This is a genomic window from Spinactinospora alkalitolerans (assembly GCF_013408795.1).
In the GTDB taxonomy this organism is placed as follows: Bacteria; Actinomycetota; Actinomycetes; order Streptosporangiales; family Streptosporangiaceae; genus Spinactinospora; species Spinactinospora alkalitolerans.
Map to the genome: position 1 here is coordinate 2158744 of NZ_JACCCC010000001.1, position 18627 is coordinate 2177370.

Annotated in this window: 15 protein-coding genes and 1 pseudogene; 12 read left to right on the forward strand and 4 right to left on the reverse strand. The window is 72.0% G+C overall.

Annotation, left to right across the window (positions count from 1 at the left end):
- The first annotated feature begins 445 nt into the window (after positions 1 to 445).
- Positions 446 to 1774 (forward strand): YihY/virulence factor BrkB family protein, encoded by a 1329-nt coding sequence (locus HDA32_RS09575; RefSeq protein WP_179642852.1) that lies wholly within the window; start codon positions 446 to 448, stop codon positions 1772 to 1774.
- A gap of 116 nt (positions 1775 to 1890) precedes the next feature.
- Positions 1891 to 2643 carry an HNH endonuclease family protein gene (locus HDA32_RS09580; RefSeq protein WP_179642853.1) on the forward strand — a complete coding sequence of 251 codons (753 nt, stop codon included), beginning with the start codon at positions 1891 to 1893 and terminating at the stop codon, positions 2641 to 2643.
- Between the two features lie 17 nt (positions 2644 to 2660).
- On the opposite strand, the gene HDA32_RS09585 is transcribed toward HDA32_RS09580, so the two are convergent.
- A complete protein-coding gene (locus HDA32_RS09585; RefSeq protein WP_376766949.1) occupies positions 2661 to 3881 on the reverse strand; it encodes an MFS transporter in 1221 nt (406 codons plus the stop codon).
- A gap of 386 nt (positions 3882 to 4267) precedes the next feature.
- Here HDA32_RS09585 and HDA32_RS09590 point away from each other — a divergent pair, with 386 nt between their 5' ends.
- Complete coding sequence (locus HDA32_RS09590) at positions 4268 to 4879, forward strand: GNAT family N-acetyltransferase (RefSeq protein WP_179642855.1); 612 nt, start codon at positions 4268 to 4270, stop codon at positions 4877 to 4879.
- A 97-nt stretch (positions 4880 to 4976) separates the two neighbouring features.
- Positions 4977 to 5621, forward strand: a pseudogene (locus HDA32_RS09595) (phosphoribosyltransferase); the annotation flags it as partial.
- Between the two features lie 294 nt (positions 5622 to 5915).
- Here the strand turns inward: HDA32_RS09595 and HDA32_RS09600 are convergent.
- Together HDA32_RS09600 and HDA32_RS30545 are read right to left on the reverse strand one after the other, a co-directional pair.
- Positions 5916 to 6215 (reverse strand): WhiB family transcriptional regulator, encoded by a 300-nt coding sequence (locus HDA32_RS09600; RefSeq protein WP_258862676.1) that lies wholly within the window; start codon positions 6213 to 6215, stop codon positions 5916 to 5918.
- Positions 6216 to 6742: 527 nt separating this feature from the next.
- Positions 6743 to 7402 (reverse strand): MBL fold metallo-hydrolase, encoded by a 660-nt coding sequence (locus tag HDA32_RS30545; RefSeq protein WP_179642857.1) that lies wholly within the window; start codon positions 7400 to 7402, stop codon positions 6743 to 6745.
- Between the two features lie 568 nt (positions 7403 to 7970).
- On the opposite strand from HDA32_RS30545, the gene HDA32_RS09610 reads away from it, so the two are divergent.
- The 6 genes from HDA32_RS09610 to HDA32_RS09635 all read left to right on the forward strand — a co-directional run bounded on the left by HDA32_RS09610 (position 7971) and on the right by HDA32_RS09635 (position 14963).
- A complete protein-coding gene (locus HDA32_RS09610) occupies positions 7971 to 8378 on the forward strand; it encodes a YccF domain-containing protein (protein ID WP_179642858.1) in 408 nt (135 codons plus the stop codon).
- 118 nt (positions 8379 to 8496) lie between these two features.
- Positions 8497 to 9813 (forward strand): AI-2E family transporter, encoded by a 1317-nt coding sequence (locus tag HDA32_RS09615; RefSeq protein WP_179642859.1) that lies wholly within the window; start codon positions 8497 to 8499, stop codon positions 9811 to 9813.
- A gap of 242 nt (positions 9814 to 10055) precedes the next feature.
- Positions 10056 to 11654, forward strand: coding sequence for an ABC-F family ATP-binding cassette domain-containing protein (locus HDA32_RS09620; protein WP_179642860.1), 1599 nt, complete (start codon positions 10056 to 10058; stop codon positions 11652 to 11654).
- 222 nt (positions 11655 to 11876) lie between these two features.
- Complete coding sequence (locus tag HDA32_RS09625; protein WP_179642861.1) at positions 11877 to 12089, forward strand: helix-turn-helix domain-containing protein; 213 nt, start codon at positions 11877 to 11879, stop codon at positions 12087 to 12089.
- 185 nt (positions 12090 to 12274) lie between these two features.
- The gene (locus HDA32_RS09630) at positions 12275 to 13090 is read left to right on the forward strand and encodes an enoyl-CoA hydratase/isomerase family protein (RefSeq protein ID WP_179642862.1); all 816 of its coding nucleotides are present in this window, start codon (positions 12275 to 12277) and stop codon (positions 13088 to 13090) included.
- A 277-nt stretch (positions 13091 to 13367) separates the two neighbouring features.
- A complete protein-coding gene (locus HDA32_RS09635) occupies positions 13368 to 14963 on the forward strand; it encodes a DEAD/DEAH box helicase (protein WP_179642863.1) in 1596 nt (531 codons plus the stop codon).
- 104 nt (positions 14964 to 15067) lie between these two features.
- On the opposite strand, the gene HDA32_RS09640 is transcribed toward HDA32_RS09635, so the two are convergent.
- Complete coding sequence (locus HDA32_RS09640) at positions 15068 to 15388, reverse strand: hypothetical protein (RefSeq protein ID WP_179642864.1); 321 nt, start codon at positions 15386 to 15388, stop codon at positions 15068 to 15070.
- A gap of 195 nt (positions 15389 to 15583) precedes the next feature.
- Between HDA32_RS09640 and HDA32_RS09645 the strand changes: the two genes are divergently transcribed.
- Both HDA32_RS09645 and HDA32_RS09650 read left to right on the forward strand, forming a co-directional pair.
- Positions 15584 to 17530 carry an ABC transporter ATP-binding protein gene (locus tag HDA32_RS09645; RefSeq protein WP_179642865.1) on the forward strand — a complete coding sequence of 649 codons (1947 nt, stop codon included), beginning with the start codon at positions 15584 to 15586 and terminating at the stop codon, positions 17528 to 17530.
- An 81-nt stretch (positions 17531 to 17611) separates the two neighbouring features.
- Positions 17612 to 18622, forward strand: a complete 1011-nt coding sequence (locus tag HDA32_RS09650; RefSeq protein WP_179642866.1) for an NADP-dependent oxidoreductase — start codon at positions 17612 to 17614, stop codon at positions 18620 to 18622.
- Positions 18623 to 18627 lie beyond the last annotated feature (5 nt).

An 18627-nucleotide genomic window follows, 5' to 3' on the forward strand; every position in this document is an offset into this window, starting at 1 on the left:
GAGCTGGTCGCGGGGCGCGGCGACCGACGGGCACCCCACCGCGCACCGCGTTCCGCACGTCATCGTGTCGGAACCGGAGTTCGCGGAAAAAGGAGGTAGAGAACGTCGGCGCCGCGGATGCCCCAGAAAACGGGCGAAAAAAGGTATGAAGCGGCGGCGGGATCAGCCGACGTTACGACAGATGGCACTGCGGACCCGAAGGAAGTCCACGTGCCGACGCACGCAGAGCATTGGGTCCAGAGCAGTAGCCATGACACCGACAATGGCACGTGGGACGGATGTTTGTCCAGGTGTGGGCGGGTCGGACACGCGGTGAAGCACGTCACGTAAAACCGACCACCTCAGTAGGGAATTGGGTCACGTTTTGCCATCGGATCGGTACGGATCGCCGTGTTCGCGCCGCCCACCACGCCTTTCAGCGGCGGAGAACGCTACGTTGGGAAGGGTGCGAGCCTACCTGGAGCGAGCCCGACGCGCCGTCGAGGAATGGCGGTCCCGCCACCCGCGCGCCGGCGCGGCCGTGACGCTCGCCGTGCGCACGACCAAGTCGGCCGTGCGGGTCCGCATCATCGGGCTTGCGGCGGAGTCGGCGTTCTTCGCGCTGCTCTCCCTGCCGGCGCTGCTGCTCGGCCTCATCGGCACGCTCGGGCACCTCCGCTCGGTGCTCGGCCAGGGCACCGTGCTGGAGATCCGGGCCTGGATCCTGGACCTCGCCACCACCGCGCTGACCGCCCAGACCGTCGACAGGGTGGTGGCGCCCCTGGTCGACGACTTCCTGCGCGGCGCCCAGGGCGGGATACTCTCCCTGACGTTCCTGGTGTCGCTGTGGTCGGGGTCGCGCGCCATGAACGTCTTCATCGAGTCCATCACCATCGCCTACGGCCTCTCGGAGGTGCGGGGCTACTTCCGCCAGCGCGCGCTGGCCTTCATCGGCTACCTCGGCGGCCTGCTGTTCGCGCTGGTGGTGCTGCCGGTGCTGGTGGCGGGCCCGAACCTGGTCCGCGACCTGCTGCCGATGGCCGGCGACTACCTGCACCTGGCCTACTGGCCGGTGGTAGGGCTGCTCTCGCTGACCTGCCTGCTCGCGCTGTACACCCTGAGCGTGCCCGTCCGCACGCCCCTGTGGCGGCACCTGCCCGGCTCGGTCGTGGCGATGGTCGTCCTGCTGCTGGGCTCGGTGCTGCTGCGCGTCTACCTGGACGCCTCCTTCGGCCAGGTCACCATCTACGGGTCGCTCGCGGCGCCGATCGCCATCCTCGCCTGGTTCTACGTCATGGCGCTGGCGGTGCTCATCGGCTCCTTGCTCAACGCCGAGATCGACGCGATGTGGCCGACGGCCACCACGGCCGAGGCGCGGGCCGAGATCGCCGCCCGGCGGCACGCCAGGGCGACCCGGCTGGTCCGGCGGCACGAGGAGGCGCTGCGGACCGTGGTCGAGCGCGGCGACGCGCGGAAGGACGAGGACGAGATCGCCGAGGAGGCCGAGGCGTCGGAGGCCGAGGAGGTCCTGGAGCGGATCGGCGGAGACGCTGACGGCGCCGCCCGCGGGCCGGCCGGTGCCGCGCCCGCGGAGGAGGCCGACTCCGACGCCGCGCAGATCCCCGCGGCCGGAGGGCCGGGGGAGGAGGAGCCCGGCGACGCGTCCCCCGGGAACGAGGGGGAGCCCCGGACCGAGGAGCCGGACGTGCCGACCCAGCGGCCCGTGCGCGGCTCCGAGGCGGACGGCGGCGGGCGTCCCGGAGCCGACCCGCTGGTGTCGCGCAAGGGTGAGTGAGACCGGAGCCACCGCCGCGCGACTGTGCGGGCAGCGGCGTCGTCCGGCATGATTCTGCCGACCGGTCCCCGCCGCCCGGGGCCGCCCCTCCCCGCGCCGAACAGATGGAGAGCCCCATGGCACGTTCGTCCCGTCCCGGCAGAACCGGCAGCAGACGCCTGGTCGGCGGCCTGGCCTCGGTGCTCGCGATCGTCGTGCTGGCGGTTCTGGTCTCGGCGCTGACCGAGACCAACCTCCTTGACGCCCTGCGCGGCCTCACCGGCGGCCCCGGCACCTCCGGTCAGTCGGGCTCCGGGGGATCGGGGCAGCAGGCCCCGGCCGCGGCCGAAGCGGAGGAGGCCCGTGAGCGGCTCGCCGGAATCGAGGTCGCAGTCCCCGACTCCCGCGGCGACTACGAGCGGGAGGAGTTCGGCGACGGCTGGATCGACACCGACGACAACGGCTGCTCCACCCGCAACGACGTGCTCGCCCGCGACCTGGACGCCGTCACGGCCGACGCCGACTGCAAGGTGGTCAACGGCGTCCTGGACGACCCCTACACCGGTGAGCGCATCGAGTTCACCAGCGATGATCCCCAGGCCGTCCAGATCGACCACGTGGTGCCGCTGTCGCTGGCCTGGCGGATGGGCGCCGACGAGTGGGACCGCGACCGCCGGGTGGAGTTCGCCAACGACCCCGGCAACCTGATCGCCGCCGACGGCCCGGCCAACGGCCAGAAGAGCGACTCCGGCCCCGGAGAGTGGCAGCCCCGCGCCGAGTACCGGTGCTCCTACGCCATCCGCTACATCGACGTGACCCACCGCTACGACCTGGCCCTGGCCTCCGAGGACCACGACGCACTGGACGACATGCTCGACACCTGCGCCTAGGGTGCCCGGGGACGCTGTCAGGTCTGCCGCGCCTTCGGGGGGCGCGGGCGCAGGCTGCCGGCCAGCAGGGCCGCGACCAGCGCGGCCACGGGGATGATGAGCAGGCCCGTACCCAGCGAGGATGCGTCGGCGACCGTGCCCACCAGCGGCGGGAAGCACAGGAAGCCCACGCGGGCCAGCCAGGCCACGATGGTCACGCCGTCGCCGCTGCGCACGCCGGGGATGTCGCCGGCGGCGGCCAGGCCCAGCGGGAACAGCGTCGCCACGCCGAGGCCGGAGAGCCCGAAGCCGATGATGACGGTGGCCGGCGTGGGGAACAGCAACGCGGTTCCCAGGCCGACCGCGGCCAGCAGCGCGCCGGTGCGCGTCACGGCGACCGCCCCGAAGCGGTCGGTCAGCCGGTCGCCGGTCAATCGGCCCACGGTCATCAGCCCCTGGCAGGCCACGAACGGCAGCCCGGCCAGGAACGCGGAGGTCATGATCTCGTCGCGCATGTAGACCGCGCCCCACGACGCCGCGGAGTCCTCGATGCCCCCGGCCATCATCAGCAGGGCCGCGAGCGCCAGCAGCACCGGGGCCGACCGCACCAGCAGCGGCAGCGCCGCACCCGGGGCCGGGGTCTCCGAGGCGGCGCCGCGCTCGGTGTGCTCGGGGCCCGGAAGCAGGAACCGGGCCGCCGACAGCGCCGCCGCCGTCAGCAGGACCGCCACGAGGGTCAGGTGCGCCGGCATCGGGACCCGCAGCCCCGCCATGGCCGCGCCGAGCAGGCCGCCCCCGACGGCGCTGACGCTCCAGACGGCGTGGAAGGTGTTGATGATGGTGCGGCCGTAGCGCCGCTGCACGCGCAGCCCGTGGGCGTTCATCGCCGAGTCGGTCCAGGAGTCCAGCGTGCCGATGCAGAAGAGCACGGCGGCCAGCGCCGGCCAGTTGGGCGCCAGCGCCACCAGCGGCAGCACCCAGGCGAGCAGAACGGCGGCGAGCACCGAGGCCCGGCCGCTGCCCAGGCGTGCGATCAGGGGACCGGCCAGCATCCCCAGGAGGAGCGCGCCCAGCGGCATCGCGGCGATCGCCGTGCCGAGGGCGGTGTTGGACAGCCCCAGGTCGTCCTTGATCGCGGGCAGCCACGGCACCACGTTGGCGTAGGCGAACCCATTGCTGAAGAAGAGCCCGACGACCGCGAGCCGCGCTCTCGTGGCCACCCTGTCCGGTCCCGCGAGGGCCTGCCGGTCCGCGCCCACTCGACCTCCAGATGCCGTGCCGTGTCCCTCCCTCTCCACGGGGGCGGAGTCCGGCACCGGCCATTCTTGTGAACGCTCCCATGCGCGACGGGCGCGACTCGGGTAGAACGGATGGCGGCGGGATCGTGCGCCGGATCTCCTTGACCATAAGGGAACACAGCCGATCATGGGAGGGGTTTTCGTCCGCCGAAGGGAACCGGGGCGCCGTCGGCACGATCAGGGGTTGCGCGACGGCGGTGCCTCCCCTACATATGATCCTCCGAGCGTCTTGCCGCCCCGCCCCTCACCCCCTGTCCGTCCGCGCGAACCCCATCGACCGGTTCCTCCCCCGACCGATCAGGCGATCCCACGCTCGGCCCCAGCACGATGATCCGGAGTCCTGACTGATGATCGACATGAGCGCGCTGCGCGAGAAACCGACCCTCTCCGGCGACCATGTCCGGCTCGTGCCACTGGCCGAGGAGCACGCCGAGGCGCTCTATGAGTCGACGCAGGACCCCGAGACCCGCCGTCTGATGGGGACCCACCGCATCTTCACGCTGGGGGAGGTCCGCGAGTGGTGCGCCGAGCGGGCCGCGCAGCCCGACCGACTGGATCTGGCGATCATCGAGCAGGCCGGCGACCGGCACCTCGGTGAGCTCTCGCTCATGGACGTCGACCGCTACAACGAGAGCGCGGCCTACCGCATCGCGCTCTCGGCGATCGAGTTCACCGGCCGCGGGCTGGGCAGGGAGGCGACCCGGCTGCTGCTGGAGTACGCCTTCGAGCGGATCGGCCTGCATCGCGTGTCACTGGAGGTCTACGCCTTCAACATGCGGGCGATCGCCGCCTACCGCGCCTGCGGGTTCGCCGTCGAGGGACGGCTGCGCGACGCGCTGCTGTGGGAGGGGCGCCGCCACGACGCGCTGGTGATGTCGGTGCTGGAGCGGGATTTCCGCAGGGCCATGGGCCCGTTCCCCGGCAGGGGCGGCGCGCGTTCCGCGGCCGACCACGGCTGAACCCGGCGAGATTCACGGGTTCGCTGGGGTTGCGCGGCCGGGTGGAGCGGGTATGCCCGTAGCACTTTCTCCGTGCCGAGCCATGCGGTAGGTCGTTGTGAATCCGCTACCCGTATCGCTGCCCTTCACCGACAGAGCCGAGGCAGGACGCCGGCTCGCCGAACGGGTGCGCGCGTTCGCGGTGGCCGACCCCATTGTGGTGGCCCTGCCGCGGGGCGGCGTGCCGGTCGGCGCCGAGCTCGCCCGGAGCCTGCGGGCCCCGCTCGACGTCATCGTCGTCCGCAAGATCGGCCTGCCCGGCCATCCCGAACTGGGGGTCGGCGCCATCACCGAGGACGGCCACGTCTGCTTCGACGACTCCACGCTGGCCAGACTTCGGATATCGCGCGAGCACCTGAGCGCCGTCGTCGAGGCCGAGCGCCTGGAACTCGCCCGCCGCCTGGAGGTCTACCGCGGCGCGCGGTCGGCGCCGCGGTTGAGCGGGCGGGACGTCATCGTCGTGGACGACGGCGTGGCCACCGGCGGGACCGCCAGGGCCGTGCTGCGCATGGTGCGGCGCCACCGCCCGGCGCGGCTGGTGCTGGCCGTCCCCGTCGCCTCGGAGGCCGCGGTGGAGGCGCTGCGCCCCGAGGCCGACCACCTCGTGGCGCTCACCGTTCCGGAGAACTTCCACGCGGTGGGGGAGTGGTACCGCGACTTCGAGCAGCTCTCCGACGACCGCGTCACCGCGGTGCTGGCCGAGCTGCGGGGCGCCGGAGCGGTCGTGCGGCCGAGGCGCCCCCTGTGAGCCGTGCGACCGCCGAAAGGAGGCCGCGGGAGAGGCCCGGAGAAAACCGCGGCGCCCTCGGCGAGGAGGTCGCCGGGGCGCCACGGGAAGCGGACTCTGCGGCCGCCAGAGCGGTCGTCGGGGGGTGCGGGCCGGTTTCTTCGAATCCGGGGGAAGGAGCCGACCGGGGAGTGCGCCCGACGGACATCGCGAGAATCGTCGTCGCGGACATGGTCGTCGCCGCGATTTTCGCCCGGGGCGGGCGGTTGATCAGGCTGCGTTGGCGCGGCGCATGCGGCGCCGGCGCTCGGACGCGCGCTCGTCCTCGTTCAGGCCGCCCCACGTGCCGTACTTCTCGGGACGCGAGATCGCGTAGTCGAGACATTCGGTGCGAACAGGGCACTGAGCGCAGATCTCCTTGGCCTTGCGCTCGCGGATCTCCCGCTCCGGCTGGCGCTCGCCGTCCGGGCCGAAGAAGAGCACAAGGTCCTCGCCCCGGCACGCGGCGGCATCCTGCCAGCCCCAGCTCGGGCGGGGGCGCAGCGCGGCCTGCCGACGTACCTGAGACATGGTTGAACCACCTCTACTGAAATCACTAGTAAGCTGTCAGAAGCTGAGTCATAAAACTGGGTCGTGCAGCGTGAGCACCCAGCATGACGAAAACGCCATGCCGTCCTTCGGTGTTCCCGGTGTGGTTGAGACCACGGTGGCGCAGATCCGCCGAGGTCGGCGGGCGCTCACGCGACAGGCTGCGGAGGCGGAAACGCTCTCCCTGCGAGCCGGTACGTAATCATGCCATCCCCACTCCCGATTGCGCACGGGGGGTGGCGAAATTACTCGCTCAACCGTTATCGAAATCTGGCTCGAGTAGACCGTTGTTCGGTGGTCTGTCCAGTTTTCGACGGAATCGCAGGATCCAGTGCATGCACTGGATGTGGAACATCGTATGCCGTTTTTCGCTGTCTGGCCAGGGTTCGCGGTTGATGCGCGAGTCACATCCGGGTCACCGGGCGTTTTCCGGGGGTCGTGCGGAACGTTCCGGACATGACCGCTTCCCACGGGCACAACGCCCGCGGGGAGCGGAATGTTCCCTTTTCCTACAGCTCGCGGCTGTCGCCCGGCTCCAGGCGCTCGTAGTCGCCCCCCGCCACGCCCAGGGCGATGATGTTCTTGGCGTAGACGCCGGCTCCGGTCTCGTTGAGCAGGCCGTCGTGTACGGCGATGGCGCGCCGCGGGCCGACCTCGCGGGCGTAGTCGATCAGCTCGCTGATCTTCAGCCACGGCGCGTGCAGCGGGAGCAGCAGCGTTTCCACCGGGTCCTCGGGCACGGTCAGCGCGTCGCCGGGGTGGAACACCGCTCCGGTCCCGCCCGATCCCCCGATCCGGAAGCCGACGTTGGCGATGACCGGGATGTCGGGGTGGATCACCGCGTGGCGCTCCCCGTAGACGTGCACGTCGAAGCCTGCGATCTCCAGGGCGTCGCCGTGCCCGACCTCGTGGACCCGCGCGCCCGCCTCGGTGAGCTCGCCGAGCCCGGCCGCGATGCCGGGATGGGTGTGGATCTCCAGGTCCGGGTTGGCCCGGACCGCGGCGCGCAGCCGGTCCATGTCGAAGTGGTCGGGGTGCTCGTGGGTGATGGCGACGGCGTCGGCGCCCACGGCCGCGTCGGGCTCGCTGAAGGCGCCCGGATCGATGACGAGGGTGGTGCCGTTCTGCTCCAGGCGCACGCAGGCATGTCCCAGTTTGGTGATACGCACGGGTCTTGACGTCCTAGGTCCTGTCGGGTGGTTCGGCTCGCCGCCGCGGCGGACACCCGGGAAGCGGGTCCGGGCGCCGGCGCACTCGGCGCAGCAGTTCGTCCATTGTCGCGGCGTCGACGGAGTCGAGCGCCTCGGTTCCGATCGGAGGGTCCGACGCGGGTGCGGGGTCCTCCCCCGTGAGAGCGGGTGAGGGGACGGCGCGCGCCGGAGCGGACGCGCAAACCTCGGATTCTCGCGTCTTGTCCACGAAACATGGCCTCCCCCTCCGGGCCAGGCGCCACACCGGAGGGCGGCGGAATTTTGGCCGGCCGTTGTCCGGCCGGTGATCCGGACGTGACCGCCGCGTGCGGAGGAGAGCCACCGCACCACCCTGTACCGACCGCGCCCCCTTAGGGGAGCTCTGCGGGTCCGAGGCGGGAACGGCGCATGATCCTGGAACGTCCTAGGTAGTGGGAAAGCAGGGTGTTCGGGCGCGTTCGGCGCCCGGGCGCCCGCGAGGACAACAACGGGGACCGCCGGCGCCGGTCGGCGGCACACGAGGCATCGAGTAAGGGGACGCACCACCGTGGCGCTGCTACGTCTCATCCTGAACATCGTCTGGCTGATCGTCGCCGGATTCTGGCTGGCCGTCGGCTACGCCGTCGCCGGCGTCATCTGCTTCATCCTCATCGTCACGATCCCCTTCGGCGTCGCGTCGTTCCGCATGGCCAACTACGCGCTCTGGCCGTTCGGCCGGGAACTGGTCCGCCGCTCCGGCGCCGGCGCCGGCAGCATGGTCGGCAACGTCATCTGGATCATCGTCGCGGGCTGGTGGCTGGTCATCGGCCACATCGCCACGGCGATCGGCCTGGCCGTCACCATCATCGGCATCCCGATGGCCTGGGCCTCGCTGAAGATGATCCCGGTGGCGCTGGCTCCCTTCGGCAACGAGATCGTCTCCAGCGAGGTGCGCCGGGAGCCCTGGCAGATCTGACGTCGCGGGTCCGGCGGGGTACGTTCGTCGTACCGGCCGGCGCGGCGGTGACGCCCGCGCGGGGCGCGGCAGGGGGTTCGATGGACCGACGTTGGTCGGACGGGAGTAAGGGGCCAGGGTGCAATTGACACGACCGAGTCAGTGGTCGTTCTTCAGGAGGCGGAAGCCCGCGGCCGCGGCGGAGGAGCCCCGGGAGGAGGTCGAGGTCGTCGTCGCCGAGCCCGAGGATGAGGAGGACGACCTGCTGCGCCGGGTGAGCGACGCGGCCTGGCGGATCCTCATCATCGGCGCGGTGATCGTGCTGCTGCTGTGGGGCGCCACCTACATCCGGGTCGTCGTCCTGCCGGTCATCCTCGCGGTCTTCCTCACCGCGCTGCTGATGCCGTTCGCCAACTGGCTGCGCCGCAAGGGGCTGGGCCGGGGAGCGTCGACCACGATCGTGATGCTGACCGCGCTCATCGTCTTCAGCGGCAGTATCACGGTGATCGTGCAGCCGGCCGTCGCCGGCTTCCAGGACCTGGTGGCCAGCGTCGGCGAGGCGATCACCCAGTTGGAGGGCATCGCCGCGAGCTTCGGCCTGGACGCCACGACGCTGAACCGCCTGCTGGAGCAGGGCTGGAGCCAGCTCCAGGACAACCGCAGCCAGATCGTCAGCGGCGCGTGGGCCGGGGCCGTGGTCGTCGGCGAGTTCCTGCTGGGCCTGGTGCTGGTGATCGTGCTGACCGTGTACTTCGTGCACTCCGGCGACAAGCTGATGGAGTGGGTGCGCGAGCTGTTCCCCCGCAACACCCGCGGCGCGCTGCGCACCGCCGGCGACATCACCTACGGCGTGATGGGCCGCTACGTGCGCGGGGTGGCGCTGGTCGGCCTCTTCGACGCCGTCCTCATCGGCATCGTGCTGCTGATCGTGCTGGACGCCAACCTGGCGATCCCGCTGATCATGCTCACCTTCATCGGCGCGTTCCTGCCCGTGGTCGGCGCCTTCGCCTCGGGTCTGCTGTCGGCGCTGGTGGCCTTCGTCGCCGAAGGCTGGATCATCGCGCTGATCGTCGTCGGCGCCACCATCCTGATCCAGCAGTTGGAGAGCAACCTGTTCGCGCCGCGGGTCTACGGGAAGTCGCTGGACCTGCCTTCGGCGGTGGTGCTGCTGGCCATCACGATCGGCTCGATCGTCGCCGGGATCGCGGGCGCGTTCCTGGCGACCCCGGTGGCCGCGGTCCTCGCAGCCCTGCTGCGCAACCGGCCCTTCGCCGATTCCAGAACGGAAGGGGCCGAGAAGCAGCGGATCGCCGCGGGCGGCGCGGCCGACGGCGCCGGGACCGAGCCGGCCGCCGCCGGCGACCGTGACTCCCCGGCCCCCGCGGCGGTGCCCGCCGAGACCTCCGCGACGAAGCAGGAGCAGGAGCAGGAGGGCGGCGGCAAGCGCAAGCGCTGACGCCAGGGACCGGCCCGGACCCTCCGCGCGCCGCCGGACCGCCACGGTCCGGCGGCGCCGACGCCCGGGGCGGGTGCCGCCGGTGTGCGCGCGGACCGGGGAGCGGCTACCCTCGAGTCCGTGCGTGGAATTCCGGACTGAAACCCGCAGGCGCCCGCGTCGCTCGCCCCCTCATCGGCTGAGCCGCCGGCGCCAGGCCGCCCGTTCCCCGTCCCGCACGACGTCGCAGAAAGTCCTCCTTCATGCTTACCGCCTCTGACCTTGAACTCCGCGTGGGCGCCCGGCTGCTGCTGGAGCCCACCGGCTTCCGCGTCGCCGCAGGCGACCGCATCGGCCTCGTCGGCCGCAACGGCGCCGGCAAGACGACGATGACGAAGGTGCTCGCCGGCGAGGCGTCGCCCTCCTCGGGCAGGGTCACCACCGGCGGCACCATCGGCTACCTCCCGCAGGACCCGCGCACCGGCGACCTCGACGTCATCGCCCTGGACCGCGTGCTCTCGGCGCGCGGCCTGGACGAGGTGCTGCGCAAGATGCGCGTCGCCGAGGAGAAGATGGCCTCCGACGACCCCAAGCGCCGCGACCAGGGCGTGCGCGCCTACGCCCGGATGGAGGAGCGCCTGCACGTGCTGGGCGGCTACGCCGCCGAGTCCGAGGCGGCCTCCATCGCGGCCGGCCTCGGACTGCCCAACAGGGTCCTCTCCCAGCCGCTGCACACCCTCTCCGGCGGTCAGCGCCGCCGGGTCGAGCTCGCCCGCATCCTGTTCAGCGGCGCCGACACGCTGCTGCTGGACGAGCCGACCAACCACCTCGACGGCGACTCCATCATCTGGCTGCGCGACTTCCTCAAGTCCCACCAGGGCGGGCTGATCGTGATCAGCCACGACGTCGAACTGGTGGAGCACGTGGTCAACAAGGTCTTCTACCTCGACGCCAACCGCTGCGTCATCGACATCTACAACATGGGCTGGCGGGCCTACCTCGCCCAGCGCGAGGCCGACGAGCGCCGCCGCAGGCGCGAGCAGGCCAACGCCGAGAAGCAGGCCTCGGCGCTGCAGAAGCAGGCCGACCGGTTCCGCGCCAAGGCGACCAAGGCCAAGGCGGCCCAGCAGATGCAGAACCGCGCCGAGCGGATCCTCGGCTCGGTGTCGGGCCAGCACAAGGTCGACCGCGTCGCCAAGCTGCGCTTCCCCGACCCCGCGCCCAGCGGCCGCACCCCGCTGACGGCCTCGGGGCTGTCGAAGTCCTACGGGTCGCTGGAGATCTTCGCCGGCGTCGACCTCGCCATCGACCGGGGCAGCCGGGTGGTCATCCTCGGCCTCAACGGCGCGGGCAAGACCACGCTGCTGCGCATCCTGGCCGGGGTGGAGAAGCCGGACACGGGCGAGGTCGCCGAGGGGCACGGCCTGCGGCTGGGCTACTACGCCCAGGAGCACGAGACGCTCGACGTGGACCGCTCGGTGCTGGAGAACATGATGAGCGCCGCGCCCGACCTGCCCGAGGTGGAGGCGCGCCGGACGCTGGGCTCGTTCCTGTTCACCGGCGACGACGTCGACAAGCCCGCCGGCGTGCTCTCCGGCGGGGAGAAGACTCGGCTGGCGCTGGCCACGCTCGTGGTCTCCAGCGCCAACGTGCTGCTGCTGGACGAGCCGACCAACAACCTCGACCCCGCCAGCCGCGAGGAGATCCTCAGCGCGCTGCGCAACTACAAGGGGGCCATCGTGCTGGTGACGCACGACGAGGGCGCGGTCGACGCGCTGCAGCCGGAACGGGTCATCCTGTTGCCCGATGGGGTCGAGGACGTGTGGAACGCCGAGTTCACCGACCTGATCGCCCTGGCCTGACAGAGCCCGGACCGACCTTTTTCCCGACCCCGGACGCGGGCGGCGCAGAGCGCCGCCCGCGTTGCCATGCCGCGCTTTACGGTCTCGGTTACGACGTGTCCGAAATACGGTCGAAGGGCCGACACGCGTTCTTTTCCGGTGCCGGTGGGTAGCCAGCCGACGCCCCATGACTGATCATGGGCTGCAATGTCGCTTCGGTCGCCAAGAGCACAGGAGGTACTCGTGGCCGAGACCCTGAGAAAGGGCACCCGCGTGACGGGAACCGAGCGTTCGCAGCTCGCCACCGAGCTGAAGAAACGGTACGACGGCGGTGAGAGCATCCGGTCGCTGGCCGCCTCGACGGGGCGGTCCTACGGCTTCGTGCACCGCCTGCTCACGGAGGCGGGGGTGAGCCTGCGGGGCCGCGGCGGGGCCACGCGCAGAAGCCGATCCTAGAAACTGAGGGCACGAAACAGACTCTGACCTGCCTGAATACCTTCGCGGACCCGCCCTGGCGCGGTGCCCGCCGCCGGTCCGACCCCCGGAGAGGAGCACGCCGCCCCCGAGGGGTTACTGTGAGGGCCGTCAACGGTGAACCGAATCCCGCTCGGTCATGGTGAGCGGGGGAGGCGGAGGTGTGCATGGCGGAGGCGGCGATCCCTTCGGCCGAGGATCTGGCGGCGGCCGGACTGCGGCTGGAGCTGGACACCGCCGGCGCGGTCGCGACGATCACGCTCGCGCGACCCCGGCGGCGCAACGCCATGACCGGCCGCACCTGGACCACCCTGGCCCATGTCGGCCATAGCCTGCCCTCATCTGTCCGTATTGTGGTCATCACCGGCGAAGGGCCGTCGTTCTCGGCCGGAATCGACCTCGCCATGTTCGGCCCCGAAGGAGTATCGGGAGAGACGTCCCTCTTCCGGCAGGCCGGTACGCGACCGCGGGACCGGGCGGCCCTGGACGAGGGCATCGCCGAGTACCAGGCGGGCTACCTGTGGCTGCGCCGCCCCGACATCGTCTCCGTCGCCGCCGTGCGCGGGCACGCCGTCGGTGCCGGCTTCCAACTCGCACTCGCCTGCGACCTGCGCGTCCTCGCCGACGACGCGAAGCTGTGCATGAAGGAGCCCGCTCTCGGCCTGGTGCCCGACCTCACCGGCACCAAACCGCTGGTGGAGCTGGTGGGCGTCAACCGCGCGATCGAGCTGTGCCTGACGGCGCGAACGGTCTCGGCGGAGGAGGCCCGCGAACTGCGGCTCGCCGAACTCGTGGTCCCCGGCTCCGACCTCGACGACGCCGTCGCCGACCTCGTGGCCGCGCTGCTGGCCGCACCGGCCGAGGCCGCGGCGGCCACCAAGGCGCTGCTGCTCCAGGCGCAGGGCAACACGCTGGAGGAGCAGGCCCGGGCCGAGCGCGCCGCCCAGGTCGAGCGCCTCATCGCCCTCAGCGCCCAGGGCTGAGAGCCCCGCCGCCCGACCGGCTCCGCCGCGTGGCGTGGACCACGCCGGGAATATCCGGAACCGCTTACCGGTTAGGACCGGTTGTCTAGTACGCTGCTCCAGGCGGTCAATTCATGCTGCGCGCATCCGGCGCGCCGGGCCGTCTGGCGCCGGGGGAAGCTCTCCTGAACCCCCGTGTCGCGTTATCCGGCGCGTTTGTGTGATTTCTTCGCGGTTGCCGCTGTGGCCCCGAAGCCTTCCTCGAAACGCCGCCATTGATGAGGAAGGTTTACGTCACTTGACGGACAATGCCGCATGCCCTGCTTTCGGTGATCTCGGCCTGCCCGCGAAGATCGTCGACAAGCTGCAGCAGAACGGGTTGACCAACCCGTTCCCGATCCAGGCAGCGACGATCCCCGATGCCCTCGACGGCCGCGACGTGCTCGGCTGCGGCCGCACCGGCTCCGGCAAGACCCTGGCCTTCGGCCTGCCGGTGCTGGTCCTGGCCGGTCAGCAGCGCTCGGAGTCGCGCCGCCCGCGCGGCCTGGTGCTGGTCCCCACCCGCGAGCTCGCCCACCAGGTGCGCGACGCCCTCGAGCCCTACGCGCACACCCTCGGCATGCGCATCGGCGACGTCGTCGGGGGCAGCTCCTACACCCGCCAGATCAACGAGCTGCGCCGCGGCGTCGACGTGCTCGTCGCCACCCCCGGCCGGCTCAGCGACCTGATCGAGCAGGGCGCCTGCGACCTCTCCGACGTCGTGCTCTCGGTCCTCGACGAGGCCGACCAGATGTGCGACATGGGCTTCATGCCGCAGGTCAGCGAGCTGCTCGACCAGGTCCGCCCCGGTGGCCAGACGCTGCTGTTCTCCGCGACGCTGGACGGCGACGTGGACAAGCTCGTGCGCCGCTACATGAACGAACCGCGCACCCACTCGGTCGACCCGCCGGTCTCGCAGGTCACCACGATGGAGCACCACCTGCTCAAGGTGCTCCCGCGCGACAAGAACCAGGTCGTGACCCAGATCGCCGCGCGCGACGGCCGCACCCTCCTGTTCGTGCGCAGCAAGCACCGGGCCGACAGCATCAGCGAGCAGCTCGTCAACGCCGGTGTCCCGGCCGCGTCGCTGCACGGCGGCAAGACCCAGAGCGTGCGCACCAAGACGCTCGCCAAGTTCCGCGAGGGCCGCATCCAGGCGCTGGTGGCCACCGACGTCGCCGCGCGCGGCATCCACGTCGACGGCATCGACCTGGTGGTCAACATCGACCTGCCCACCGGCCACAAGGACTACCTGCACCGCGGCGGCCGCACCGCGCGCGCCGGGGAGTCCGGCCGGGTCGTCTCCATCGTGGCGCCCAACCAGCGCCGCCAGGCCCGCCGACTGCTCGTCGACGCCGGCGTGGACGCCAAGCAGCACCTGGTCAACCCGGGCGACGAGCTGCTGACCGAGGTCACCGGCGCCCGCGAGCCCTCCTACGAGCCGTGGATCGAGCCGCCGGAGCCCGAGCGCCGCGGTCGCGGCCGCGGTGGTCCGCGCCAGCGCCGCAACGGCTACGGGGGCGGCCGCCCGCGCGGCGAGCGTCGCGACTTCGGTGACCGGCGCTCCCGCGGCGACCGCGACGGCCGCCCGCGCCGCGACTTCGGCGAGCGCGGCGACGGCGGCCACCGCGCCCCGCGCGGCGACGACCGCCGCGGCGGCCAGCGCGCCGACGGCGAGCGCCGTCCGTTCCGCGACGACCGCCCGCGCCGCGACGACCGCCCGTTCCGCGACGACCGCCCCGGTCGGCGCGGCGAGGACCGCCCGTCGTCCTGGCGCGGTGGTGACGACCGCCGCGGCGGTCGCAAGCCCTACCGCGGCGGCGAGCGCCGCCACCCGGGCGCCTCACGCGCCTGACCGGCGATACCGGCAACGACGAGAAGTGGCCACGCCCGCAGGGCGTGGCCACTTCTCGTCGGATGCTCCCCGTACTTCGGCGGGACCGCGGTGCGGTCCCGGGGTCAGTCCCTGTGCGGCTGGGCCTCGCCGCTCCGCTGCCCCTCGTCGTCGTGGTAGCGCTCGGGGGGCTCCACGATCACGACGTCGCGCTGGATGCCCAGCAGGTAGCCGGCCAGGCCGCCCACGACGAACAGTGCCGCGCCGGCGCCGAACACGACCCAGTTCGGTCCCATGATCAGACCGAGCCCGCCGGTGACGAAGCCGGCGATCATGATGGCCACGGCCACCCACGACGTCCAGCTTCCCCAGTGCGAGGAGCGCTCGAAGGACGCACCGATGTCGGGCTCGTCACCCTTGTTGTGCTGCCGGTCGTCTCTGTCCATGCCGCACCTCCCTGTTGTGGCCGCTTTCCCGCTGGAGTGGGAGGCAAACGTCGGCCCGGCGCGGGAAGCAGCGGCCCCGCCGCCGCTGTTGACGGGCATGGCGACGGTTCGCACCGGCCCCGGCCGCGTATCGTCGCCGGCACCGCAGACGGCGAGACGGCGGGGGCACCGCACACGATCGGGAGGACGCACACGATGCAGGGGTCCAACGCCACGTGGAGCACGTTTCGCAGCTTCTCGCGGGACAGGAGCGTGGCGAGTGAGCGGCTGCGTCCGGGCACCGTGCGCAGGGTGGCCGGCCACGCCCGCGGCCACAAGCGCGAACTCGTGCTGTTCCTGCTGCTCACCGCTTTGGGCGGCGGCATCGTGGTGGCCACCCCGCTGCTGATGAAGGCGATCATCGACGAGGGCGTCGTGCCCGGCGACACCCGCCTCGTCGTCTGGCTGGCGCTGGCCCTGGCCGGCCTGGCCCTGGTCGAGGCCGTCCTCACCCTGGCCCAGCGCTGGTACTCCGCGCGCATCGGCGAGGGGCTCATCCACGACCTGCGCACCCAGGTGTTCACGCACGTCCAGCGCATGTCCCTGGCGTTCTTCACCCGGACCCAGACCGGTTCGCTGATCAGCAGGCTCAACACCGACGTCATCGGCGCGCAGCGCGCCCTGACCACGACCCTGTCCTCGGTGGTCTCCAACGTGGTGAGCCTGGTGCTGGTCCTGGTCACCATGGTCGTGCTGTCCTGGCAGATCACCCTGCTGGTGCTGCTCCTGCTCCCGCTGTTCGTCGTCCCGGCCAAGGCGTTCGGCCGGAAGCTGGCCGTCATCACCCGGGAGCGGATGGCGCTGGACGCGCAGATGAGTTCGCTGATGACCGAGCGCTTCAACGTCGGCGGCGCGATGCTGGTCAAGCTGTACGGCCGCCCCGAGGAGGAGTCGGCGGAGTTCGCCGGACGCGCGGCCAGGGTGCGCGACATCGGTGTCGTCTCCGCCATGTACAGCCGGCTGTTCTTCACCGGTCTCACCCTCGTCGCCGCCCTGGCCACCGCCGTCGTCTACGGTCTCGGCGGGGTGCTGGCCATCGGCGGCGCGCTCCAACTGGGCACGCTCGTCGCGCTGGCCACGCTGCTCACCCGGCTGTACGGGCCGCTCACCGCGCTGTCCAACGTGCACGTCGACATCATGACCGCGCTGGTCAGCTTCGACCGGGTCTTCGAGGTCCTGGACCTCAAGCCCTCGATCGCCGACCGGCCCGGCGCCCGCGACCTGCCGGAGGGCCCGGTGGGCGTGGAGTTCGAGGACGTGGCGTTCCGCTATCCGCACTCCTCGGAGGTCTCGCTGGCCTCCCTGGAGTCGGTCGCGGCCCCGGCCCGCGGCGACGACACCCGGCAGGCGGCCGAGCAGCCGGTCCTGAGCGTGGTGTCGTTCACGGCGGCACCCGGCGAGATGATCGCGCTCGTCGGCCCCTCGGGCGCGGGCAAGACCACGGTCACCCACCTGGTCACCCGGCTGTACGACCCCACTGAGGGGTCGGTGCGCATCGGCGGGCTGGACCTGCGCGAGGCCACCGGCGCGTCCCTGCGCGACACGGTCGGCGTGGTGACCCAGGACGCGCACCTGTTCCACGACTCCGTGGCCGCCAACCTGCGCTACGCCCGGCCCGGCGCCACCGAGGACGAGATGGCCGAGGCGCTGCGCGCGGCCCGGCTGGAGCACCTCGTGGCCGAGCTCCCCGACGGGCTGGACACGGTGGTCGGGGAGCGCGGCTACCGGCTCTCCGGCGGGGAGAAGCAGCGGCTGGCGATCGCCCGGCTGCTGCTCAAGGCGCCCTCGGTGGTGGTGCTGGACGAGGCGACCGCGCACCTGGACTCCGAGTCCGAGGCGGCGGTGCAGGAGGCGCTGTCGGCGGCGCTGGCCGGGCGCACCTCGCTGGTCATCGCGCACCGGCTCTCCACCGTCCGCGAGGCCGACCGGATCCTGGTGCTCGACCGGGGCCGCGTCATCGAGCAGGGCCGCCACGACGGCCTGCTCGCGCACGGCGGCCTGTACGCCCACCTGTACCGCACCCAGTTCGCCGCCCAGGAGAGCGGCGCCGCGCCGGCCGAGGGGGACCGGCACGCCGAGGGGGACCGGCACGCGGGAGTGTGAGCGGCGCGGGATCGGGCAGCCATGATCACGGGGACCGCCGCATCCGGACCCCGGCCAACGACGTGAGGAGACGACCCGGCCATGCCAGTGACCACCCGTGAGGTACATCTCACCGCCCGTCCGCGGGGCGAGCCGACACCGCAGGACTTCGCCCTGGTCGAACGGGCTCTGCCCGAGCTCGGGGAGGAGCAGATGCTGGTGCGCAACCTGGCGGTGTCGGTCGATCCCTACATGCGCGGCAAGATGAACGGCAAGCGCACCTACACCGACCCCTACGAGCTGGACGAACCCATGGACGGCGGCGCGATCGGCGTCGTGCAGGAGTCCCGCAGCGGCGACTTCCCCGAGGGGACCACGGTGCTGCACGCGGCCGGCTGGCGGGAGCACGCTGTGCTCGACGCCGCGCGGGTCCGCCCGGTCAACGTGCCCGAGTCCCTCTCCCCGACCGCCTACCTGGGCGTGCTGGGGATGCCCGGCCTGACCGCCTACGTCGGGCTGCTGGACAAGGCCCGGATGCAGCGGGGCGACACCGTGTTCGTGTCCGGGGCGGCCGGCGCCGTCGGCGGCATCGTCGGCCAGCTGGCCAGGATCAAGGGGGCCGCCCGCGTGGTCGGCAGCGCCGGGTCGGCCGAGAAGGTCGCCTACCTCGTCGACGAGCTGGGCTTCGACGCGGCGTTCAACTACAAGGACGGCCCGGTGGCCGAGCAGCTCGCCGGGGTCGCCCCCGACGGCGTCGACGTCTACTTCGACAACGTCGGGGGCGAGCACCTGGAGGCGGCGATCGGCGCGGCCAGCGACTTCGCCCGGTTCGCGCTGTGCGGCGCGGTCTCCTCCTACAACGCGACCGAGCCGCAGCCCGGGCCGCGCAACATGTTCCTCATCGTCACCAAGCGGCTGAGCCTGCAGGGCTTCATCGTCGGCGACAGCGACCGCAGCAGCGACTTCTACCGCGAGATGGTCCCGCTCGTGGCCGAGGGCCGGCTGAAGTTCGCCGAGACCACCGTGGACGGCCTGGACAACGCGGTGGAGGCGTTCATCTCGATGCTGCGCGGCGGCAACATCGGCAAGATGGTGGTGCGCACCGGCACCTGAGACCG